Origin of the sequence: Mesorhizobium sp. M0833, from assembly GCF_040319905.1 — a bacterium.
In the GTDB taxonomy this organism is placed as follows: Bacteria; Pseudomonadota; Alphaproteobacteria; order Rhizobiales; family Rhizobiaceae; genus Mesorhizobium.
Window position 1 is genome coordinate 19,145 of record NZ_JAMYOQ010000029.1, and the last position, 16,742, is coordinate 35,886.

The 16,742-nt window shown below is 62.7% G+C and carries 18 protein-coding genes and 1 pseudogene; 12 read left to right on the forward strand and 7 right to left on the reverse strand.

The genetic code is table 11. The annotated features are described in order from the left end of the window. Positions 1 to 174 precede the first annotated feature (174 nt). The 3 genes from mocR to iolE all read right to left on the reverse strand — a co-directional run bounded on the left by mocR (position 175) and on the right by iolE (position 2,964). A complete protein-coding gene (gene mocR, locus NKH98_RS25805; RefSeq protein ID WP_352902791.1) occupies positions 175 to 1,641 on the reverse strand; it encodes a rhizopine catabolism transcriptional regulator MocR in 1,467 nt (488 codons plus the stop codon). Between the two features lie 4 nt (positions 1,642 to 1,645). After that, positions 1,646 to 1,852 (reverse strand): LacI family DNA-binding transcriptional regulator, encoded by a 207-nt coding sequence (locus NKH98_RS25810; RefSeq protein ID WP_352902793.1) that lies wholly within the window; start codon positions 1,850 to 1,852, stop codon positions 1,646 to 1,648. Between the two features lie 200 nt (positions 1,853 to 2,052). Next, a complete protein-coding gene (iolE, locus tag NKH98_RS25815) occupies positions 2,053 to 2,964 on the reverse strand; it encodes a myo-inosose-2 dehydratase (RefSeq protein ID WP_352902794.1) in 912 nt (303 codons plus the stop codon). Between the two features lie 387 nt (positions 2,965 to 3,351). Between iolE and NKH98_RS25820 the strand changes: the two genes are divergently transcribed. From NKH98_RS25820 to NKH98_RS25830, 3 genes and pseudogenes are all read left to right on the forward strand, one after another. Beyond that, complete coding sequence (locus NKH98_RS25820; RefSeq protein ID WP_352900575.1) at positions 3,352 to 3,831, forward strand: hypothetical protein; 480 nt, start codon at positions 3,352 to 3,354, stop codon at positions 3,829 to 3,831. A 22-nt stretch (positions 3,832 to 3,853) separates the two neighbouring features. Beyond that, positions 3,854 to 4,223 (forward strand): annotated as a pseudogene (locus tag NKH98_RS25825) (IS5 family transposase); the annotation flags it as partial. 58 nt (positions 4,224 to 4,281) lie between these two features. After that, positions 4,282 to 4,458 (forward strand): hypothetical protein, encoded by a 177-nt coding sequence (locus tag NKH98_RS25830; RefSeq protein ID WP_352902797.1) that lies wholly within the window; start codon positions 4,282 to 4,284, stop codon positions 4,456 to 4,458. Positions 4,459 to 4,542: 84 nt separating this feature from the next. Here NKH98_RS25830 and NKH98_RS25835 read toward each other — a convergent pair whose 3' ends face one another. Further along, positions 4,543 to 4,830, reverse strand: coding sequence for a DUF3175 domain-containing protein (locus NKH98_RS25835; RefSeq protein ID WP_352475440.1), 288 nt, complete (start codon positions 4,828 to 4,830; stop codon positions 4,543 to 4,545). A 175-nt stretch (positions 4,831 to 5,005) separates the two neighbouring features. Here NKH98_RS25835 and NKH98_RS25840 point away from each other — a divergent pair, with 175 nt between their 5' ends. From NKH98_RS25840 to NKH98_RS25870, 7 genes are all read left to right on the forward strand, one after another. Next, the gene (locus NKH98_RS25840) at positions 5,006 to 6,238 is read left to right on the forward strand and encodes an MFS transporter (RefSeq protein WP_352902798.1); all 1,233 of its coding nucleotides are present in this window, start codon (positions 5,006 to 5,008) and stop codon (positions 6,236 to 6,238) included. Positions 6,239 to 6,409: 171 nt separating this feature from the next. Continuing rightward, positions 6,410 to 7,438 carry an HTH-type transcriptional regulator GntR gene (gene gntR, locus NKH98_RS25845; protein ID WP_254819076.1) on the forward strand — a complete coding sequence of 343 codons (1,029 nt, stop codon included), beginning with the start codon at positions 6,410 to 6,412 and terminating at the stop codon, positions 7,436 to 7,438. Between the two features lie 294 nt (positions 7,439 to 7,732). Continuing rightward, complete coding sequence (locus tag NKH98_RS25850) at positions 7,733 to 8,857, forward strand: sugar ABC transporter substrate-binding protein (RefSeq protein WP_352807309.1); 1,125 nt, start codon at positions 7,733 to 7,735, stop codon at positions 8,855 to 8,857. A 79-nt stretch (positions 8,858 to 8,936) separates the two neighbouring features. Continuing rightward, positions 8,937 to 10,478, forward strand: coding sequence for a sugar ABC transporter ATP-binding protein (locus NKH98_RS25855; protein ID WP_352564357.1), 1,542 nt, complete (start codon positions 8,937 to 8,939; stop codon positions 10,476 to 10,478). After that, positions 10,475 to 11,455: an ABC transporter permease gene (locus tag NKH98_RS25860; protein WP_352475436.1), complete on the forward strand. Its 981-nt coding sequence runs from the start codon at positions 10,475 to 10,477 to the stop codon at positions 11,453 to 11,455. Before NKH98_RS25855 ends, NKH98_RS25860 begins: the two co-directional genes overlap by 4 nt. Beyond that, positions 11,452 to 12,438: an ABC transporter permease gene (locus NKH98_RS25865; protein WP_254819072.1), complete on the forward strand. Its 987-nt coding sequence runs from the start codon at positions 11,452 to 11,454 to the stop codon at positions 12,436 to 12,438. Before NKH98_RS25860 ends, NKH98_RS25865 begins: the two co-directional genes overlap by 4 nt. Positions 12,439 to 12,509: 71 nt before the next feature. Next, positions 12,510 to 12,989, forward strand: coding sequence for a gluconokinase (locus NKH98_RS25870; RefSeq protein WP_352902800.1), 480 nt, complete (start codon positions 12,510 to 12,512; stop codon positions 12,987 to 12,989). Here NKH98_RS25870 and NKH98_RS25875 read toward each other — a convergent pair. Both NKH98_RS25875 and NKH98_RS25880 read right to left on the reverse strand, forming a co-directional pair. Further along, the gene (locus NKH98_RS25875; protein WP_006202816.1) at positions 12,986 to 13,435 is read right to left on the reverse strand and encodes an RrF2 family transcriptional regulator; all 450 of its coding nucleotides are present in this window, start codon (positions 13,433 to 13,435) and stop codon (positions 12,986 to 12,988) included. The two genes, NKH98_RS25870 and NKH98_RS25875, sit on opposite strands and share 4 nt — an antisense overlap. A gap of 245 nt (positions 13,436 to 13,680) precedes the next feature. Next, on the reverse strand, positions 13,681 to 14,667 hold the full coding sequence (locus NKH98_RS25880) for a sulfate ABC transporter substrate-binding protein (RefSeq protein ID WP_352687523.1): 987 nt from the start codon (positions 14,665 to 14,667) through the stop codon (positions 13,681 to 13,683). A 283-nt stretch (positions 14,668 to 14,950) separates the two neighbouring features. Between NKH98_RS25880 and NKH98_RS25885 the strand changes: the two genes are divergently transcribed. Both NKH98_RS25885 and NKH98_RS25890 read left to right on the forward strand, forming a co-directional pair. Beyond that, positions 14,951 to 15,223 (forward strand): antitoxin, encoded by a 273-nt coding sequence (locus NKH98_RS25885; protein ID WP_254819069.1) that lies wholly within the window; start codon positions 14,951 to 14,953, stop codon positions 15,221 to 15,223. Then, complete coding sequence (locus tag NKH98_RS25890) at positions 15,223 to 15,621, forward strand: type II toxin-antitoxin system VapC family toxin (protein ID WP_352902802.1); 399 nt, start codon at positions 15,223 to 15,225, stop codon at positions 15,619 to 15,621. The genes NKH98_RS25885 and NKH98_RS25890 overlap by 1 nt, the downstream gene beginning before the upstream one ends. Positions 15,622 to 15,635: 14 nt before the next feature. Here NKH98_RS25890 and NKH98_RS25895 read toward each other — a convergent pair whose 3' ends face one another. After that, positions 15,636 to 16,676 carry a sulfate/molybdate ABC transporter ATP-binding protein gene (locus tag NKH98_RS25895; protein WP_352902805.1) on the reverse strand — a complete coding sequence of 347 codons (1,041 nt, stop codon included), beginning with the start codon at positions 16,674 to 16,676 and terminating at the stop codon, positions 15,636 to 15,638. Between the last annotated feature and the right edge of the window lie 66 nt (positions 16,677 to 16,742).

Consider the following 16,742-nt stretch of genomic DNA (forward strand, 5'->3'; position numbering starts at 1 on the left):
TTCAGATGAATGCGCCGCCGGGCCATAGCGGCGGTGGCATGCTTCAGGTTTTCGGGGAGTTCGGCCTTGTGAGTGGCTCCTTGCGTGAACGCGGCGAAGGACCAGGACCGATGCCGCATTTCTAATCGCCTCGGGCGACGTTGCAACCGCGGTGAACGAGATGACGCGCTTGGCCTAGCTTCTGTCCAACCTTAGGAATGCGGCGCGCAGCGCCAGCACGGCGCGCAGGATCTGGCGTTCGTCCATCGCCGCATAGCCGAGCAGCAGGCCGTGCTCGGGTTCAGTAGAGTGGTAGTTGATGGAGATGCCCTGGACGTCGAGCCCCTCCTTGAGGGCGGCGGCAACCACGTCACTGTCCTTGTAGGGCCTGACGAAGCTCGCCAGCAGCTGCATGCCGGAATCGTTTTCCGTGACGGTCAGCCATTCGGCCAGATGCTCCTGGCACAGCTTGACGAAGTTCGCCTGCCGACGCGCGTAGAGCCGGCGCATGCGCTTGAGGTGTGTGGCGAAATAGCCCTGCGTGATGAAGTCGTTGACCGTCGCCTGCAGGATCAGCGGCGCGAACTGGCCGGTGATGCTCACTGCCCGATCGAACGGCACCGACAGTTCGCGCGGCACGATCAGATAGCCGATGCGCAGCGCCGGGATCAGCGTCTTGCCGAAGCTGCCGATGTAGACGACGCGGTCGGCGTGGTCGAGACCGCGCAGGGCCGGCACCGGCCGGCCGCGGAACCGGTATTCGCCGTCATAGTCATCCTCGACGATCCAGGCGCGGTTGCGTTCGGCGATGTCGAGCAGTTGCAGGCGCTCCTCGATGCGCATGATGGTGCCGAACGGCCATTGGCAGGATGGCGTCACATAGATCAGCCGCGGCGGCGGCAGCTCCGGATCGGCAAGATGCCAGCCGCGCCGGTCGACCTTCAATGGTGCCAATTTGGCGCCGCTGGCGAGAAAGGCGCTTTTGGCGCCGAGATAGCCGGGCTCCTCCATCCAGACATGGTCGCCTTCGTCCATCAGCACGCGCGAGACGAGATCGAGCGCTGCCTGCGCACCGGTGACGATGATCACCTGGTCGGCGGTGCAGCTGATGCCGCGCGACAGGCCGATGGTCGAGGCAATAGCCTGACGCAGGCCGGGGTGGCCGGCAAAGGACAGATAACCAAGCAGGCTCTCGTCGCGGCTGCGTGCATTGCGCACCAGAAGGCTTGACCAGATGGTGAACGGAAACGATGCCGTTTCAGGCACGCCGGGATGGAAATTGATGACGCCGGCATTGCGCGGCGGTTGCGGGCCGCTGACGATGGTCTGGCCACGCTGCGACAGCTTTTGCGGCGCTGCCAGTCCGGCGCGCAGGGATGCTAACGGGCGGTTCTGCTGGATCGACGCCACCCAAGTGCCCGATCCGGCACGTGCCTCGATAAAACCTTCGGCAAGGAGCTGGTCATAAGCGGCGATGACCGTGTTGCGCCCGACCTTCAGATCTTCGGCCAGCGAGCGCGTCGACGGCAGCAGCGTGTTCTGCGGGATCTGGCCGTCAAGGATGAAGCGTCGCAAGGCGCCGTAGATCTGACGATGCATCGGTTCTTCCGAAGCGCGGTCGACCGACATGATGTCGAGGGAAAGGCGCATGTGGTCGGCCACGGCACTATCCCCCGACGAACCGGGCAGCGCGGGCGATCTTTTCCTCGTTGAGCCGACAGACGGCATCAAGCACCAGTCGCCTGGTTTCGGGGCGGACCTCGCGGCTGTTCTTCAGCGCGCGATGCACGGTGGCGGTGCCAAGTTCCGCCTTCTCGGCGATCTCCCGGATGGTGCAAAGCCGTTCCATGCCAAGCGCAGCTTCGAAAGCCATGTCGCTCCTCCTCGGTTGCATCAAGACACGGCCTCCGGCCGGCCTCAAGCTTGAAAGTCGGGGTTTGAAATCCAGAGCCGGGATTCTGCGATCCGCGCCGCACAGGGAGCAAGACGGCGCGGATCGCCGGGCGCTTTAGCGTCGCTAACCCCATCGAGGCGCGCGCCCATTATGTTCCTCCGGCTCGCAATGCGGTCCGGTCAGTCTGCCTGCCGCGTCGCCACTTCGAAGCCGGCTTCGCGGGCGGTGGCGAGCAGCGAGACATAGCCTTTGCTGGCATAGGTCAGCGGATGCGCCTTGGCCGGATCCTGCTCGGCTTCGACAACGATCCAACCTTCATAGCCGCGCGCGGCGAGGGGTTTAAGCAACGACAGGAAATCGACCGAGCCGTCGCCGGGCACGGTAAAAATGCCGTCCATTACCGCGGCCATGAAGCTCATGTCCTCGCGGCGTGCCCGTTCCAGCACCGCCCTGCGAACATCCTTGCAATGGAAATGCACGATACGGTCGAGATGCCGTTGCAGCAGCGATTGCGGGTCGCCGCCCGAAAACAGGCAGTGGCCGGTATCGAACAACAGGCCAACGCCTCGGCCCGTCGCCACCATCAGCCTGTCGACTTCATCGTCCGTCTCGACAATGGTGCCCATGTGGTGGTGGAAGGCCATGCCGACCCCGAATGCGGCCATGCGGTCGGCGAGGGCGGTAAGTTTCTCGCCATAGGACGGCCAGTCGCTGTCGGCGAGGCGCGGACGCTCGGAGATCGGTGCGAAAATACCGTCATGGCGACCACGCGAGGTGTCGGCGTAGACGACGATCCTGGCGCCGAGGTCGCGCAGCAGCTTCAGATGCGGAGTGATCGCCGCGAATTCCTCGTCGACCGTGCGGTCGAGAATGCGGCCATCATACCAGCCGGAGACGAGTTCCAAGCCATAGGAAGACAGGAGCGGCCCAAGCACTTCGGCCTGGCGCGGAAATTTGCCGCCGAGCTCGGTGCCGCGGTAGCCGGCCTGCGCCGTTTCCGACAGGCAGGTCTCCAGGGGCGTGTTCCCGCCAAGCGCCGGAACGTCGTCATTGCTCCAGGTGATGGGATTGATGCCGATCTTGACCGTCATGGCGCCAGACCTTTGCGGGCTTGGGAATACAAGCCGAGCCTGCAGACTGGCGGCAAGGAGGACCCGTCACTAGGTCCAATTCAGCCGAATTTGGCAGAACCAGTCGATGGTGGTCGATCCTGGTGGTGAAAGTCTGATGGTAACGATAACAGCCGCTCTGGGTGGAAGGCCGACATAGGCGGTGGATTAGGCCGTAAGCTCATAAAGGCGGAATGACTGGGATGGGTGGAAAGCGGCCTACTTGCGAACCCGTATCTACGTCGTTTCAAATCAAGATTTAAGGGGTTCTAGGCAGTGGTTTTAACAGGAATAGCCTAAAAAAACTCGTCATAGCTCAGCCAAAAAAGGTGTGATTTGTTCAAGGGGGCAGCCCGGGTTTTAGTAATATTGGCGCTTACAACAGGGGCAGTCGGGGCCTCAGCCAAACCGAAAGATGGCCCGCCCGAGATTTGGACGGTCAAGGGTGAGTGCAAGCGTCTTATCGTCCGAAACGAGAAGCTGACCTCCAGCTGCACCGGTGAAGTCACGCGGACCAAATTCTCCGATGGAACGATCACTTTCAGCTTTTCGGACGGAAGGAACTGGTTGATTTTCCGTACAAAAGAGGCGTCAGCCCGGCTTTGGCAAAATTACAAGACTATCCTTGCTGTTGACGGTGTAGCGTTCGGTGCAATCGGAAGCGAACCCGGCTTTATCGCCAAGGTAGCCGGAGCCTCATGCAGCTATGGCGCACCATACCTTCGGCAGGCAGATGTGAATTGCACAGCGCTTGTCAACTTCGAGATGTGGGCTGTAATTATCGAAACGGACGGGCATCTTCCCGTGCCGGACAGCGAATACATTCCGCCGACGCTATCCGCACCGTGATTGACAGCCCGCGCCGACAGTGACCACCTGTTACAATCGCTTCGTCCGATGGCGGAAAGCAGGTGTGTGGGACCGCCTCATGGACGCAATCACCAAAGCCCATGACGGCAAGGTGCAGATGATCGACACCTCTATTGTTCGCGTCCATCAGCAGGGCGCGAAAGGGGGATCGAGATTATTGTCTCGGTCGTTCCCGAGGCGGGCTGACAGCCAAAATCCATGCTCTTGTCGACGCCAAAGGCATGCCGATCAAACTGATGCACACGGCAGGTCAGATGAGTGACATTGCCTCAGCAGCGGACCTGATCACGGATTTGCCGGAGGGTGCCATGCTGCTCGCCGACAAGGGCTATGATGCCAACGCCTTGCGTAATGCGGTCAGCGAGCGAAGGTAACCATCGACAGATGCCCAACATTTGCTAAAGTGCTCGCCTTGGAGTGGAGACCGGTATGTATCTCTTTTTTCTGTCGGCCCTTGTGGGAATTATCTTCTGCTCGGTCGGACTGGTTATGATTGTAAGAAGCCATGGAAATAAAAACGACCGCAGCATTCTACGCTCGTCTTATTGGTTTGCTGCAGCAGCGGCAATTGTATTAATAGGCGCGATCTCTTTTATTGCGGTGTGACTTCGTTCGCTGTAGATGCGCCAAGTTCCGCTTCGGGTCGGTTCCCGCCATTCCCAACGGATACCAAGCGTCAGATTTTCACTACTAGTCCTCCTTTGAGCGGCCAAAAAGGACGCGCAGTTCATCTTTAGCGTCCTCCAGAACTTTCTTCTGCGCCGCCGGCAGGTTCTTGCCGGCGCGGTTGATGTAAAAATTCAGCATCGACATGGCCGATTGAAACGGCCCTGCCTTGCGTCGGTCGCTGCGCTCGGCCGACCGCTTCAGCGAGGCGGCGATCTTCCTTGGATCGTGCGATTCGAAGATGTGTTCCTCGAGGTCCAGCGCGTCGCTATGCTCGGTGACGTCGGCGGACCATTTCCGTTGCGCGGTCATGGCAAACTCCTTCAACTAGGTCGTTGCCGGGAAAACGCCCCATGGTGGGCCGCTGTTCCACTTCGGCCCGAAATCCCTGGAGCCACGGATTGCCCATCGTGGCGCTGCTCGGCGACGCGAATGCGCCGATAGTGGTCTGAACCGCCGATTCAAGAACTGCGGACAGGAAACGCTCTTGACCCCAATCGTCTCAAGCCAGGCAGAAAGTTCCGGCATCGACAGTGCCTATGCCTGGATACGGCTGGGCATCTCGATGCTGCTGGCAACGATCGGCGGGGTCGGCATGTGGGCTGTGGTCGTGGTGCTGCCCGCCGTGCAGGCAGAATTCGGCGTCGATCGCGCCGCTGCCTCGATGCCCTACACGGCGACGATGGTAGGCTTTGCCGCCGGCAATGTGCTGGTCGGCCGCGCCATCGACCGCATGGGGTATTGGGTGCCGGCGCTGATTGCCGCGATTACACTTGGCGCCGGTTTCCTGTTGGCGTCGCTGACCAGTTCGATCCTGCAGTTCACCCTCGTCCAGGGTCTGTTGATCGGCGTCGGCTCGTCGGCAATCTTCGGGCCGCTGATTGCCGACATCTCGCACTGGTTCAACCGGCGCCGCGGCGTTGCGGTGACGGCTGCCGCGTCCGGCAACTATCTCGCCGGAGCGATCTGGCCGACGGCGATGCCCTATGTCATGCAGGCGCAAGGCTGGCGCTTCACCTATGCCGCGATCGGCGCCGTCTGCCTGGTTACCATGGTGCCGCTGATCCTGCTGCTCCGGCGCGGCGCACCGCCCCAGGCGGCTCCGGGATCGCCGGGGAGCCGCGTGGTGCAGCCGATCTCACTGTCGCCGGCGGCCTTGCAGGCACTGCTCATCGTCGCCGGGCTCGGCTGCTGCGTGGCGATGTCGATGCCGCAAGTCCATATCGTCGCCTATTGCATGGATCTCGGCTACGGGGTGGCACATGGCGCCGATATGCTGTCGATCATGCTGGCGGCGGGCGTCGTCAGCCGGCTAGGCTCGGGCTTCCTTGCCGATCGCATCGGTGGCGTGAAAACCCTGCTGATCGGCTCGGTGCTGCAATGCCTGTCGCTGTTGTTCTATATCCCGTTCGACGGGCTTGCCTCGCTCTATGTCGTCTCGCTGGTCTTCGGCCTGTCGCAGGGCGGCATCGTGCCCTGTTATGCGATCATCGTGCGCGAATATATGCCAGCCAAAGAGGCTGGCCAGCGCGTCGGCATCGTCATGATGGCGACCATTTTCGGCATGGCGATCGGCGGCTGGCTGTCGGGCTGGATTTATGATTTGACCGGTTCCTATGCCGCCGCGTTCCTCAACGGCATCGCCTGGAACCTGCTGAACATTTTGGCGATGGTGCTGCTGCTGTGGAAGGCCCGGCGCAGCGCTGCTGTGACGGCCTGAAGCACGGCGGTACGGGTACAGCCTCTCCGTCCGTCGCTTGACAATAGCCGAAGGCTGCGCGACGCCAGACAGGTGTGGCAACGGGCCAGGTTGGCAGGCAGCAGTGGCAAAGACGCTGAACATCGTCTCACGGTCGCATCTGGGCGGTTGCCCGGCCTCGGGACCAATGCGGTGATCAAGCCGCGCTCGCGCCGCGGCGGCGGCCGCCCGACAATCGCCGACGTCGCGCGCAAGGCCGGGGTCGGCGCCATTACCGTATCGCGCGCCTTGCGTGAGCCGGGGCGTGTCTCGGAAGATCTGCGCCGCCAGATCGAGTCCGCCGTGAATGAGCTCGGCTATGTGCCCGACCCGAATGCGCGGGCGCTGGCTTCGGCGCGCGCCGAGGTCTTTGGCGTTCTGGTGCCGTCGCTTACCAACAACGTCTTTGCCGAAGTGGTGCGCGGCATCTACGACAGCCTGTCGGACGGCCCTTTCCGGATCCAGCTCGGCAACACCCACTATTCCGGCCTCGAGGAAGAGCGGCTGCTGCAGGTGTTTGGCCCGCAACGCCCGGCGGCGCTGATCGTGGCCGGCATCGACCAGACGCCGGCGTCGCGAAAACTGCTGGAAACGGCAGGCTGTCCGGTGGTGCAGGTGATGGAGACCGGGCCCGATCCGGTAGACATGATGGTCGGTTTCTCACATTTCGAGGGCGGCAAAGCGGCAGCCGAACATCTGATCGAGGCAGGCTATCGGCGGATCGGCTTCATCGGGGCGCGCATGGATCCGCGTTCGCAGCGGCGCTTGGCCGGCTATCGCGCGGCGATGGAGGCGGCCGGCCTGTTCGATGCGCGGCTTACCACCACCACGCCGGTGCCCTCCAGCGTCACCCTCGGCCGCGAATTGTTCCGCGACGCGCTGGCCAAGGTGCCGAGCCTGGACGGCGTGTTCTGCAACAATGACGACATAGCCCTCGGGGTGCTGTTCGAATGCCATCGCGCTTCGATCGCCGTGCCGAAGACGATCGGCATCGTCGGCTTCAACGATCTCGACATGATGGAAGTGGCGTTTCCGTCGGTCACCAGCGTTCGAACCTATCGTTACGAGATCGGCCGGCGGGCTGTCGCCATGGCGCTTGCGGCGATCGAGGGCAACAGGCCGGAGTCGCGCGTTGTCGATCTCGGCTTCGAACTCAAGCGACGTGAAAGCACGGCGCGCTGAAGCGAGCTTCAACGCAAGACGCTTTACACTACGTCATGGTAGCGCTACCAGTTATCGCCGGTTGGCACATCGCTCAGAAGAGCGGAAGCTGTTTATTATACATAAGCGACAGCTCATGCTTGTTTATTATGTATAATATGATAGTTTTTGCGGGACTAGCCGGGCAACAAAGGAGGGGATCGGGTCGGCATTCGGCCACCTGAACGCACAGCGGGTACGGCGGGAGGTGCCGGGCTCGAAAAGCCAATTTCATCGGCGTAAGAACAAACAAAACTGCAAATGGGAGGAATATCGATGATCAAGTCACTCGTTGGCGGTATCGTTGCCGCCACTGCTTTTGTCATGCTGAGCTCGTCGGCGATCGCCGAGCCTGAAATCGTCAAGGGGCCATCGGCCGAGCCTGACTGCTTCGCGCCCTGGTCGGCCGATACGCAGTTCTTCAAGTTCCCCAAGAAAGACGGCCCGTACCGCATCGCTCTGGCCAACGGCTATATCGCCAACACGTGGCGCATCCAGATGGTGCAGACGGCAAAAGCCTATGCAGCGCAGCCGGAGGTCGCGGCCAAGCTCAAGGAATTCAAGGTAGTCTCGACCGGCGAAGACGTGCCGGCCCAGATTTCGGCAATCAATAATTTCATCGATTCCGGCTATGATGCGATCGTCGTCAACGCCCAGAACCCGACCGCATTCGGCCCTGTCATCAAGCGGGCCAAGGAAGCCGGCGTGGTGCTGGTCGCTTTCGACAACATCCTCGACACCAAGGATGCCATCAACGTCAATGTCGACCAGAAAGGCCTTGGCGAATTGTGGGGCAACTGGCTGGTCAAGCACGTGCCGAACGGCGGCAAGGTGCTGGAAGTGCGCGGCGTAGCCGGCACATCCGTCGATACCGACCGCCATAACGGCATCCACGAGGTTCTCGACGCCTCCGGCAAGAAATGGGATGTCACCGAGGTCGTCGGCAAGTGGGATGACGGCGTTGCGCAAAAGGCTACCGCCGATGCCATTGCCACCAACGGCCCCTTCGACGGCATTACCGGACAGGGCGGCGATACCGGCATCGTGCAGGCGATGATCGATGCCAAGCATCCGTTCGTGCCGTTCGGCGGCGAGACGGAGAACGGCTTCCGCAAATTCTGCGCCAAGTTCGCCGCAGAAGGCCTGAAATGCTCGTCGGCCGGCACCGGCCCGGCTCAGGTGGCGGTTGCCATCAAGACGGCGATTGCAGCACTTGAAGGGCAGGTCGTGCCGCAATCGATCAAGCTGCCGCTGGCGATCGTCGAGGATCCGAACTTCAAGGAAGGCCAGGACTACTTCCCCGACCAGTCCGACAATTTCTTCGTCGGCAATTCCTTCCCGACCTGCGGCATCAATTTCACGGCGCAGGAAATCATGGGCCAGAGCAAGGAAAACCAGTAACTCCGACAGCCCGACGCAGCGGGAGATCCCGCGGCGTCGGCGCTCGACATCCTGATTGCCAAGCGCCTGGGGAGGGCCGATGGACGGTGCGGTTCCGCTCTTCCGCATGGAGGGCATATCCAAGCGCTATGGCGGCGTGCGCGCGCTGGAGAAGGCCGAACTGTCGGTCACTCCAGGCAGCATCCACGCCATCCTCGGCGAGAACGGCGCCGGCAAATCGACGCTGATCAAGGTCATGGCCGGGGTCGTCGCGCCCGACGAGGGCCGCATGATGCTGGACGGAAACGAAGTGAGCTTCGCTTCGCCGGCCGCCGCCAACCAGGCCGGCATCGTCTGCATCTTCCAGGAACTGTCACTCGTCCCCGAACTCAGCGTCGCCGACAACATCGTCATTTCCGATCCGCCGAAGCGTTTCGGCATGATCGACCGCAAGGCGCAGCGCCGCATCGCCGAAGAAGCGCTGGCTCGCGCCGGCGCGTCCGATATCCATCCGCTGGCGCTGGTCAAGGATCTTCCTCTTTCAAGAAGGCAGATGGTCGAGATCGCCAAGGCACTGGCGCGCAAGCCGCGCATCCTGATCCTCGACGAGGCGACCTCGGCGCTGACCGCGGCCGACGTCGCCAGGGTTTTCGCCGTGTTGAAGCGGCTGCGTTCGGAAGGGCTGGCGCTGCTCTACATCTCGCACCGCATGAACGAGATCGCCGAGCTGGCCGACCAGTGCACGGTGTTCCGCAATGGCCGAAATGTCGCCAGCTACGCGGCCGGCACCAAGAGCGACAACGAGGTCGTCGAACTGATGATCGGGCGCGAATACAGCCACATCTTTCCGCCCAAACCCGCGCGGGCGGCTGCCGCAGCCACGCCGGTTCTGGAGGCGCGCAGCCTGTCCTGGACGGATCGGCTGCACGATGTCTCGCTATCGGTCGGGGCGGGCGAGGTGGTCGGGCTCGGCGGCCTCGACGGCCAGGGCCAGCGCGAATTGCTGCTCGCCTTCTTCGGTGTGCTGCGTGGCCTGTCGGGCCAGATCCTGATCGACGGCAGGCCGGTGGCGATCGCCAGTCCGGCCGCGGCGCGTGACGACCGGATCGGCATGGCGCTGATCCCGGAGGATCGCAAGACGGAAGGGTTGATGCTGCCGATGACGGTGCGCGAAAATCTCTCCTTCGCCGCCCTCGACCGGCTGTCCAGGGCCGGCATCATCGATCGCGCCGCCGAGCAGCGGCTGATCGACGACATGGTCGGTCTTCTGGCGATCAAGACGGCCGGCCTCGATATTCCGGTCGGCGCGCTATCCGGCGGCAACCAGCAGAAGGTCGTCATCGCCAAATGGCTGATGCGGCAGCCGCGCATCATCCTGCTCAACGACCCGACGCGCGGCATCGATGTCGGCACCAAGCAGGAGCTGTACCAGTTGATGCGCAAGCTTGCCGACCAGGGTGCGGCGATCCTGTTCTATTCGACCGACTATGACGAGCTGATCGGCTGCTGCGACCGAGTGCTGGTGCTCTATGACGGCGCGGTCAAGCGCGAACTGGTCGGCGCCGAAATCACCGAGAGGGCGCTGATTGCCAGCGCGCTCAACATTCACGAAGAGATGCCAAGGCAAGGAGCAGACGCGTGAAGGATTGGCGCTATTGGCTCGCCGAACAGCGCGGAACGCTGCTGGCGTTCGGCATCTTCGTTGTCATGTTCATCATTTACACCTCGAACCATCCGGCGGGCTTCACCGCCAATGTCGTGCAGACGGCGTCGAACAAGGGCGTGCTGCTCGCCTTCGTCGCGATGGCGCAGACGCTGGTGGTGATCACCGCCGGCATCGACCTCTCCGTCGGCATGATCTTCACCCTGACCAATTGCCTGGCCTCGTGGCTGGTCGTCGGCACCGGCCTCGAGACCGCCTTCGGCGTCATCGCCGTGCTCGGCACCGGGCTGCTGTGCGGGGCAATCAACGGCGCCATCGTCATCTATGGACGCCTGCAGCCGATCGTCGCCACCATCGCCACCGGTGCGGTCTATTTCGGCATCGCCCTGCTGCTTCGGCCGTTTCCGGGCGGCTCGGTCAATGAAGGGCTCGCCGATGCGCTGACCGGGCGCCTGTTTGGTATTGTGCCGGCGAGCCTGGTGACGCTGCTGGCGGTCGTGCTCGTTGTCTGGGTGCCGTTCAGCCGGTCGGTTCTCGGCCGCGCCGCTTATGCAGCCGGCTCCTCGGAGATGGCGGCCTACATGTCCGGCGTGCCGATCCGGCGTGGAAAGTTCGCCGCCTATACGCTTGCCGGGCTGCTTGCCGCGATCGGCGGGCTGTTCCTGACGTTCTTCACCTATACCGGCGATGCGGCCTATGCCAGCGGCAATGCCTATACGCTGTTTTCGATCGCCGCGGTCGTGCTCGGCGGCGTGTCGCTGTTCGGTGGCAAAGGCAGCGCAATCGGCGCGATCTTCGGCGCGCTTGCCTTCCGCACCATCGGCGACCTGCTGTTCGTCTTCGATTTCGATCCGCTCTGGCAGCCTCTATTCCAGGGCGTCATCCTGCTGATCGCGGTCAGCCTCGGCGCCTTCGCCCTGTTTCGCGTCCGCAACCGGCTGGAGTGGTTCCTGTGAGCGAAACGACTGTGAGTGGTCTCGCCGGCCGCATGCCGAAATTCCTCCGCCGCGCCGACCCTGCGGTGCTGACGGCGTTCGCCTGTATCGTGCTGCTGCTGTTCCTCGGCAGCCTCTATTCGCGCAGCTTCCTGTCGCCTGAATACCTTTTGCAGCAGCTCAAGGTGGCGTCGTTTCTCGGCGTCATCGCCACCGGCATGATGCTGGTCATCCTGCTCGGCCAGATCGACCTGTCGGTACCCTGGTCGGTGGCGGCCGGCGCGATGATGGCCTGCGCCGCGGCCGCTTATGGGCCGGTCGGTGTGGCGCTTGCCATTCCGTTCGGCATCTTCTGCGGTGTTCTGATCGGCGTCGTCAACGGCATCGGCGTCGCCTATCTGCGCATTCCCTCGATGATCATCACGCTTGCCACCAACGCCGTCGCGCAGGGGCTGATGGTGGTCTACACGGGCGGTTTCTCGCCGCAGGATTCGGCGACCGGTGCGATGCGCTATCTGGCGACCGGCTTTGCCGTTCCTGGCGTGCCTAACGCCGTTCTCATCTGGGCACTGATCGGCGCCGCAATGGTGTTCGTGCTGACCCGCACCGGCTTCGGCCGCACCGTCTATGGCATCGGCAACCGCGAGCGTGCCGCCTATCTTTCCGGCATCGACACAAGGCGCGTGGTGATGATCGCCTTTGCGGTTTCGGGCGGGCTCTCCGCCTTCGGCGGCGTGCTTTTGGCCGGCTATGCCTCCAAGGCGGCACAGTCGATGGGCGACGCCTATCTTCTGCCGTCGATAGCAGCGGTGGTGCTCGGCGGCACCTCGATCCTCGGTGGGCGCGGTTCCTATCTCGGCACCGTCGCTGGCGTGATCCTGATCACGCTTTTGCAATCCATTCTTTCCGTCATGCAGATGCCGGAGGCGGGACGGCAGATCATCTATGGCGTCGTCATCGTCGCCATGCTGCTGCTCTATGGCCGTGCACCGGCAAGCCGCTGACCTGCATGACCGGGAAAGACGTGGCATATAGACCGGCGAGCACTGTTCGAGCGACGCCCGCCATCGTGGTGATGGGCGTTGCCGGCTGCGGCAAGTCGGTCGTCGGTGAAGCGCTTGCAGCGGCATTGGGCGCGCTCTTTATCGAAGGCGACAGGCTGCATCCACCCGAAAACGTCGCGCGCATGGCGAGCGGGCAGCCGCTCACCGACGCGCTACGTGAAGGCTGGCTCGACGCGATCGGCCAGCGCATAGCCGCGTCGGTCGCAAGCGGGCGAGGTGTGGTCGCCGCCTGCTCGGCGCTGAAGCGCAGTTATCGTGATCGCCTGCGCGGCTTTTGCGCGGATATCATTTTCGTTTACCTTGAGATCGACCCGGCAACGGCGAAACAGCGCGTAGGCAGTCGCAAGGGTCATTTCATGCCGGCAAGCCTGGTCGACAGCCAGTTCGCCACGCTCGAGCCGCCAGCGGCGGACGAGGCGGCAATGACCTTGGATGGCACGCGTTCGGTCGCCGACACCGTCGCGACCGCCTTGAGCCTGCTCGCGCGCTAGATCTGCGACGTCAGCTCGACCGGGAAATCGTCATTGTCGGCGTCGCGCATGGCGGCGAGGCTGCGGTTGTCGAGCACCTCGGCGATCGCCTGACGCACCTCCAGCATCATATGCCGGACCTGGCAGGTCGCCTCGTCGCAATCCTCGCAACGCTGGTATTGCGTGCGGCTGGCGCAGGGGATCGGCGCCAGCGGCCCGTCGAGGACGCGCACGACATGGCCGATCTTGATCTCGGAAGCCGGCCGGGCGAGACGGTAACCGCCTTCCTTGCCCTTGCGGCTCTGGACGAAGCCGGCGTTGCGCAACTCGCCCAGGATGGCATCGAGGAATTTCTTCGGGATGTTGTTGGCGACCGCGATGTCATTGACGAATGCGAGCTGGCCGACCGGCAGGCCCGACAGATGCACGAGGGCCTTGAGGCCGTATTTGCCTTTTTTGGTAAGCATGCCCGAACCAACCCATAAAGCCCCAACCACCCGCATCTGGCGGCTGTTTGTGTGCAAATAATGACGGTTTGGCCGTGCGATGCTGTTCGCGCAGACAGGCCGCCCGACGACATATTGCGCGCAAACGCGTTGATTCTTCGTAACGTTTTGGCGGGCGGGCGGTCTGGAAGGTGCGGAAGCTGCAATTTCGGCGGGCAAAATGGAGGAAAAGCCGGCAAGGGCCAGCTTTCAACGAGTTGGCGACCTCAGCGGCTGCCGTAGGTCTGGTCGAGCAGGCCGCCCGCTGCAAAATGCTCGGCCTGGACCTTGGCCCAGCCGCCGAAGACCTCCTCCACCGTCAGCAGCCGGACGTCGGGAAACTCAGCCTTGTATTTGGCGGCGACCGCCGGGTCGCGGGCCCGCAGGCCGTTGCGGGCGGCGATATCCTGGCCCTCCGGCGTATAGAGGAAGTCGAGATAAGTCTTGGCAAGATCGCGCGTGCCATGCTCGTCTGCGACCGTATCGACGATCGCCACCGGAAATTCCGCCAACAGGCTGACCGAAGGCGTCACCTGCTCGAATTTGTCCTCGCCGTACTCCTTGCGGACGCCGCGCGTTTCCGACTCGAAGGTGATCAGCACGTCGCCGATTTCGCGCTGCACGAAGGTGGTGGTCGCGGCGCGTCCGCCGGTGTCGAAGATCGGCACGTTGTTGAACAGCTTTGTCACAAACTCCTTCACCTTGGCATCGTCGCCCTTGAAGGCTTCCTTGGCGTAGGCGGTGGCCGCGAGATAGGTATAGCGCGCATTGCCGGAGGTTTTCGGATTGGGGAAGATCACCTGGACGTCGTCGCGGACGAGATCGTTCCAATCCTTGATGTGCTTCGGATTGCCGGCGCGCACCAGGAAGGAGGGCAGCGAATAGAAGGGCGAGGCGTTATCCGGAAAGTCCTTCTGCCAGTCGGCGGAGATGAGGCCCTTCTTGACCAGGAAGTCGATGTCGATGACCTGGTTGAACGTGACCACGTCGGCGCCGAGGCCTTCGGCGATGGCGCGCGCCTGCGCCGAGGTTCCGGCATGCGACTGATCGATGGTGACGCCGGGGTGGCCGGCAACGAACGCCTTGTTGACCTGCGCAAACAGTTCGCGACCGACATCGTAAGAGGCGTTCAGCAATCTGTCGGCCGACCAGGCTTGGGAGGATGCGAGGACCAGGCCGGCCAATGTGGCGACGCCAAGCAAAAATCGCTTCATGAAAACAGGGCTCCAATGCGGTACGCTTATTGCCGGACCATAGCGGCAAGGCCTCGTGCGCGACGAGGCACGCAGAGCGGCCCCTCGACGTTATCGCGAGAAAAAGTAGTCCCGCTGTGGGCGATTTCTAGTTTTTTCTTTCAAGCAGAGTCTCAGGACAGCTTGGCAGGGTGCCGATGCCGTCGGCGTGTACGATGGTTCCCGGCCGGCCAACGCGGCGCAATGCGATTGCATCGCCCCGCTGTGTGGCATATACAAATAGTATATACAAGGAGCTGTTGTCATGCCTCAACACCGCCATTCAACAACCCCGCCGAAAGAGGCAAAGCTGTTTCGTAACAATCGCAGCCAGGCGGTGCGCATTCCTGTCGAGTTCGAACTTCCCGGCGAAAAGGTCTTGATCAGCCGTGAAGGCGACCGCCTGATCATCGAGCCGGTCCGCAAGCCTGGCCTCACCGCACTGCTCGCGCAGTGGGCGAAAGAGCCACCGCCCGGTGTCGAGGAAGACTTTCCCGATGTCGAGGATATGCCTGTCAAATCCGAGGAATTTTTTTGATGCGGTTCATGCTGGACACGAACATTGTCAGCGACATGATCCGAAATCCGGCCGGGAAAGCCGCAAGCGCTGTCCTGCGCGTGGGAGATGCCGCCGTGTGTACCAGCGTCGTGGTCGCGTCGGAACTGCGATATGGCTGCGTCAAGAAAAGATCGGCCAAATTGCACAAGAAGGTCGAGGAATTGCTGGCTGAGATTCCCGTCTTGCCGCTCGATGTGCCGGTGGATGCCGAGTACGGCGCGATTCGCGCAGAACTGGAAGGCAGGGGCCAGACCATCGGCCAAAACGACCTTTTTATTGCTGCTCACGCCCGTGCGCTGGGAACTGCCCTGGTGACGGCCAACACCGGGGAGTTCAACCGGATCAAAGGCCTGAAGGTCGAGAACTGGCTGGTGTAGCGCCTGATAGAAGATCAAGCAGCCGGAAAAAGCTTCCAGCGCCGCGGCCGAAAAGCCACGCGACTTTTCTGCGCCGCAGGATGGTCGACGGGCAATTCGATCTCGACCCGCTGACGTTCGCCGCCAATTTCGAGCTCGACCCGCCTGGTCCCGGCGACGCGGCGGCTGGCGGCGACCGTGCCGGCGATGCAGCCGTTGCATTCTTCCACCAGATCGACGTCGTGCGGGCGGAAGAACAGCGTCGCTTCGCCTTGCGGTGCATGCGGCGCGGAGAGCCCGATCGGCCGGTCGGCGATCCAGACCTGGCCGTCCTCGACCTTGACCGGGATCGAGCTCGATTCGCCGATGAAGCCGTAGACGAAGGGCGAGTTCGGCGTGTCGTAGATCTCGTCGGCGGTGCCGACCTGCTCGATGCGGCCCTGGCTCATCACCACGACGCGGTCGGCAAGCTCCAGCGCCTCTTCCTGGTCATGGGTAACGAAGACCGTGGTGTGGCCGGTGGCGTCGTGAATGTCGCGCAGCCAGCGGCGCAGTTCGCGGCGCACCTGGGCATCGAGCGCGCCGAACGGCTCGTCGAGCAAAAGCACGGCCGGTTCGATCGCCATGGCGCGGGCCAGCGCCACGCGCTGGCGCTGGCCGCCCGAAAGCTGTGCCGGATAGCGTTTTTCCAGACCGGAGAGCTGAACGAGGTTGAGGAGTTCCGAGGCGCGGCGGCGGATTTCCTTCGCCGACGGGCGCGACGGCCCGTGCCGGACCTTGAGTCCGAAGCCGATATTGTCGGCGACCGTCATATGGCGAAATAGCGCGTAGTGCTGGAAGACGAAGCCGACATTGCGCTCCTGGATCGACTTTTGCGAGGCATCCTCTTCGCCGAAGAAGATCTTTCCGCGGGTCGGCCGCTCCAATCCGGCAATCAGCCTGAGCAGCGTAGTCTTGCCGGAACCGGAGGGTCCCAGCAGAGCGATCAGTTCTCCCGACCTGATGTCGAGCGAAACGTCGCGGAGGGCCGGAAACCGCTCAAACTCCTTGCGCACGTTGGCAACGCGAACTTCCATGCAAATCCCTTTTGTAGTTGATGCATGTCGTTATCCCAAAACCGGTTCCCACTTTTGGGCGACATG

Coding starts and splice junctions, on each gene's coding strand:
- NKH98_RS25835 (WP_352475440.1), bottom strand. CDS start 4,830: ATGACCGCGCAACGGAAATGGTCCGCCGACGTCACCGAGCATAGCGAC.
- NKH98_RS25830 (WP_352902797.1), top strand. CDS start 4,282: ATGTATCTCTTTTTTCTGTCGGCCCTTGTGGGAATTATCTTCTGCTCG.
- NKH98_RS25850 (WP_352807309.1), top strand. CDS start 7,733: ATGATCAAGTCACTCGTTGGCGGTATCGTTGCCGCCACTGCTTTTGTC.
- NKH98_RS25890 (WP_352902802.1), top strand. CDS start 15,223: ATGCGGTTCATGCTGGACACGAACATTGTCAGCGACATGATCCGAAAT.
- NKH98_RS25895 (WP_352902805.1), bottom strand. CDS start 16,676: ATGGAAGTTCGCGTTGCCAACGTGCGCAAGGAGTTTGAGCGGTTTCCG.
- NKH98_RS25810 (WP_352902793.1), bottom strand. CDS start 1,852: ATGGCTTTCGAAGCTGCGCTTGGCATGGAACGGCTTTGCACCATCCGG.
- NKH98_RS25875 (WP_006202816.1), bottom strand. CDS start 13,435: ATGCTTACCAAAAAAGGCAAATACGGCCTCAAGGCCCTCGTGCATCTG.
- NKH98_RS25870 (WP_352902800.1), top strand. CDS start 12,510: ATGGGCGTTGCCGGCTGCGGCAAGTCGGTCGTCGGTGAAGCGCTTGCA.
- NKH98_RS25880 (WP_352687523.1), bottom strand. CDS start 14,667: ATGAAGCGATTTTTGCTTGGCGTCGCCACATTGGCCGGCCTGGTCCTC.
- iolE (WP_352902794.1), bottom strand. CDS start 2,964: ATGACGGTCAAGATCGGCATCAATCCCATCACCTGGAGCAATGACGAC.
- NKH98_RS25855 (WP_352564357.1), top strand. CDS start 8,937: ATGGACGGTGCGGTTCCGCTCTTCCGCATGGAGGGCATATCCAAGCGC.
- NKH98_RS25885 (WP_254819069.1), top strand. CDS start 14,951: ATGCCTCAACACCGCCATTCAACAACCCCGCCGAAAGAGGCAAAGCTG.